The 3,726-nt window shown below is 66.6% G+C and carries 5 protein-coding genes; 3 read left to right on the top strand and 2 right to left on the bottom strand.

Annotation, left to right across the window (positions count from 1 at the left end):
• Positions 1 to 26: 26 nt before the first annotated feature.
• Positions 27 to 431 (bottom strand): RsbRD N-terminal domain-containing protein, encoded by a 405-nt coding sequence (locus ON23_RS28390; RefSeq protein ID WP_039782006.1) that lies wholly within the window; start codon positions 429 to 431, stop codon positions 27 to 29.
• 414 nt (positions 432 to 845) lie between these two features.
• Here ON23_RS28390 and ON23_RS28385 point away from each other — a divergent pair, with 414 nt between their 5' ends.
• The 3 genes from ON23_RS28385 to ON23_RS28375 all read left to right on the top strand — a co-directional run bounded on the left by ON23_RS28385 (position 846) and on the right by ON23_RS28375 (position 3,160).
• Complete coding sequence (locus ON23_RS28385) at positions 846 to 1,757, top strand: helix-turn-helix domain-containing protein (RefSeq protein ID WP_039782007.1); 912 nt, start codon at positions 846 to 848, stop codon at positions 1,755 to 1,757.
• Positions 1,758 to 1,801: 44 nt separating this feature from the next.
• Complete coding sequence (locus ON23_RS28380; RefSeq protein WP_039782005.1) at positions 1,802 to 2,626, top strand: SAM-dependent methyltransferase; 825 nt, start codon at positions 1,802 to 1,804, stop codon at positions 2,624 to 2,626.
• 69 nt (positions 2,627 to 2,695) lie between these two features.
• The gene (locus ON23_RS28375) at positions 2,696 to 3,160 is read left to right on the top strand and encodes a hypothetical protein (protein ID WP_143859894.1); all 465 of its coding nucleotides are present in this window, start codon (positions 2,696 to 2,698) and stop codon (positions 3,158 to 3,160) included.
• Between the two features lie 75 nt (positions 3,161 to 3,235).
• On the opposite strand, the gene ON23_RS28370 is transcribed toward ON23_RS28375, so the two are convergent.
• Positions 3,236 to 3,592 (bottom strand): PNPOx family protein, encoded by a 357-nt coding sequence (locus tag ON23_RS28370; protein ID WP_086007000.1) that lies wholly within the window; start codon positions 3,590 to 3,592, stop codon positions 3,236 to 3,238.
• Positions 3,593 to 3,726 lie beyond the last annotated feature (134 nt).

Below are 3,726 nucleotides of genomic sequence, written 5' to 3'. Positions count from 1 at the left end.
AGGCGCTGCCCGCACCGCACCGGCGGTCAGCGCGCGGGGTGATTGCGAATTTCCGCGACGTAGGCGCGGGATACGGTGCAGGTCAGCAGGTCCAGCATGTCGACCAGGAAGCTGCGATCGGCCACCGGATCGGTGGTTCCGGTGCCGCCGGCCGGGTCGATGCGGTTCAGGGTCAGTTTCACCCCGTCGTGGATCGCGTGCTGCACCATATCGATCGGAATTCCGTTACGTGCCCACACCGCTGCGGCGTATTCCAGTCGCCGCAGCGCGCGCGTCGCCCCGGTGGGCGCGTCGCCGAGCAGGATGAGCGCCAGTTCGAATCCCATCCGCATGACTATCGCGGGATCGGAATGCGTTGCACTCCTGGCATTTCCGGAATCGAATCCATCGCCCTCCGCGGATTCCGCATCCCAGGAGTCGTAGGCCGGCATCGCGCTCCTTCCGTGCGCCCGATCCCCATCGCACTGACGAAGGTATCGGTGACGCGCGGTGATTACGAGCAGTCGGCGCGGGTTGGCCCAAACATCCGAACCACAGGGGTCCGACGTTGTGAGATTTCCCAATAATCGGCCGAATTCGGGCCCCGCGTCCGCAATTCGGACGACGCCGTCCGGCATTCGGGAGTCGGCGGACATTCCGGCGAATCCGTTCGTCGCAGTGGCTCCGGCCGCATTCGACTGGCGCCGAAACCGTGATAGCCTGAACGTGATACATGCTAGCGTGATTATCACGCGAAGGAAAGCGATTGGGGCGGAAGAGATTTCGTCGGGCGTATGATCATCACGCAGCAGTGCCTCGTTTCGTCGACCTCCCGGGCCGCGCGTCGCGCCGATACGCTGGCACCCATGGGAGCCCGATTACGTACCGCGCGAAAATTGCTGCTGGGCCGCGAGATCGACCACATGATCAGCGCGGCCGGGGTGAATCAGGCGGAAGCCGCCCGGATCATCGACACCAGTCAGAGCCGGATCGCGATGTTGATCAACGGCGCCAGCTCGATCACCGTCGGCGACCTCGAACGACTCGCGGTCGCACTGGGTTTCACCGATCCCGGCTATCTGGAAAGCCTCGAGGCATTACGCCGGGACAACCACAAACGCGGTTTCTGGAACACCGGCCATCGCCGCGCCTATCTCGAGGAATTACGTCTGCTGGTGGATCTCGAGGCCCATGCCAGCCTGCTGCGGGTGACCGAGGCCGAGATCGTGCCCGGACTGATCCAATGCGAGTCCTATATCCGGGCCCTGCACGAACCCCCGCACGACGCGCAACCGCCGTCCACCGCTCCCTGTGCGGTCACCGTGGAGGATTCGGTCCGCGCGCGGCTGGCCCGCCAGGACGTCCTCACCGGCCCCGGTGCCCCGCGATTCCACGCCGTGCTCTCGGAATCGTGCCTGCGCCGCGAATACGGCGGCCGCGCGGTGATGGCCGACCAATTGGAATACCTGCTCGAACTGTCGCATCGGCCCAACATCATCCTGCAGGTGCTCCCGTTCACCGTCGCCACCCGGGGCGCCGGGATGGAGGACCGCTTCACGCTGGTGCGGGTTCCCTCCCCCGGTGCGGCGGGTGACCTGGACATGGCGATCGTGGAGAGCCAGGGCGACATCCGCTACATCGACGACAAGCCCGCGGTACGCGCCCGGGAGACCGTCTGGGACCGATTATCCGCGGCCGCAGCGGATCCCGATCGGTCGCGAGCGTTCATCGACCGGATCGCGCGTTCGTTCCGACGCGAGAGCGTCACCGGGACGTGACCCACCGTCCGTAATCTGCAAAGCCTAAGGAGTGCCGGGCAGCTATGAGCGACAACGACTTTCCCTCACGCGATATCGACACGAGCCGGCCCTCGGCGGCGCGGATGTACCACTACTACCTGTCCGGCCAGGCGCTGTTCGACGTCGACAAGGTCTTCGGTGAGCGGGTGTTCGCGGTGTTCCCGTACGCCGACGCCTGGGCGCGGCACAATCGCGAATTCCTGCGCCGCGCGGTCGATTTCATGGCATCACGCGGAATCCGGCAGTTCCTCGACATCGGCGCCGGGTTTCCGACGGCGGACAACACCCATGAGATCGCATGGGCGCACGAGCCGCGGACCCGGGTGGTGTACGTCGACAACAACACCGAGGCGGTGGCGCGCTGGCTCGACCTGTTGCGCGGCTCCGACGCCCTCGCCGCCACCGCGGTCCTCGATGCCGATCTGCGATGTCCCGACGATATTTTCGATCATCCCGAGACCCGGCGCCTGATCGATCCGGACCAGCCGCTCGGACTGCTCATCGTCGGGGTCTGGCCGTTCGTGCCCGACAGCGACCGCCCGTACCGGCTGATGGCCCAGCTACGGGATCGTCTCCCGCGCGGCAGCTGTGTGGCGATGAGCCATGCCGGCCTCGACGACGCGTCCGAGGACGTCCGACGCGGAATGGCCGCCGCGGCGGAGCTCTACAAGCAGACCTCGGATCCGTTGACGCTGCGCCGCCGTGACGATTTCGCCGCCTTCTACGACGGGCTCGAACTCCTGAACCCCGGCATCGTGCACGCCCCCGATTGGCGGCCCTCCGCACCGGTGGACATGGCGGATCCGGCACGGCCGTGTAATTTCGCGGCCGTCGGCTACAAGCCTTAGCCGGCACGGTCGGCGCGGCGGTCCGCGCATCGGTGCGCCGGCAGCCTTACTCCGTAGAAAGGGCATCCGATGACGCGGCCACCGACCTTCACCGTAGGCGAATTCCGAAAAGCCTCCGCCAGTTCCCCGCACCAGAACTGCGTGCGCGTCGCGCGCAAACACGGATGGACCGCCGTCTGGGACGACAAACGCGCTACTGCCGCCACCACCGCCGGCACGGCCGTGATCGGCACCGAGATACTGCTGCTGCGCGACGAACAGTTCGACAGCTACCAGGCCGGTATCCGCGCCGGGCGCACCGAGCGATTACCGATCACGCAGTTCCGGCGCCCCGACGGACGCTACGTACTGCGTGCCGAAACCGGCCGTCCCACAGCGGATGTGGAGCTGATCTTCGATCGAGCCGAGCTCGACGCCTTCCACCACGGTGTGCGGACCCACGAATTCGATCTGCACAGATTCACCGCACCGGCACTCGACGACACCGAATGCGACACTCGCGCAACCGGTCTCACGGCTCGAATACCTGCCTAGCGGTTCACACGTTCCGGTGCCCGCCCCCGCGGGCACCGTCACCCTCGAAAACCTTTGCGCCGCAGATCTTCCGGTTCAATCGGAGCCGGCGGCCGCGTCGTCCAGGTGCACCCGTACCCGAACCCGGCCCTTGTCGTCGCGCGTGGCCACGGCACGGCCGTGGCGGTCGCCACCGTCCAGATGCAGCGTGATGGGGCCGCCCTCGCCGGTGAAGTTGCGCCACCAGCTCTTGCGATCGGGCATCGCGACACCGATGACGATCGAATCGCCGGAACGCCGGTAGTTCACCGGTGTGCTGAACGTCTTACCGGACTTGCGCCCGACATAGCTGATCTCGACGAATCCCTTCCGCATCAGCGGGCCGAGAACCGGCGCCTCCGTCAGCGTGAGTACCACCGAATTGAAGCCGCGCACGGCCGATTTCACGTCCACCTGTTGCCTCCTGATTGGCCCGACCGAGAGTTCTCACTCTACCGGCGGCCGGTGACATCGCCGGGCGGACGAGGCCGTTCAGCCCATACCCGGCCCGGAACGGATCTCGGTCCCGAGCGGATGCCCGGCACGCG

This window comes from Nocardia cerradoensis NBRC 101014 (assembly GCF_000308535.1).
GTDB classification, from domain to species: Bacteria; Actinomycetota; Actinomycetes; order Mycobacteriales; family Mycobacteriaceae; genus Nocardia; species Nocardia cerradoensis.
This window is presented reverse-complemented; position numbering and strand designations above follow the sequence as displayed.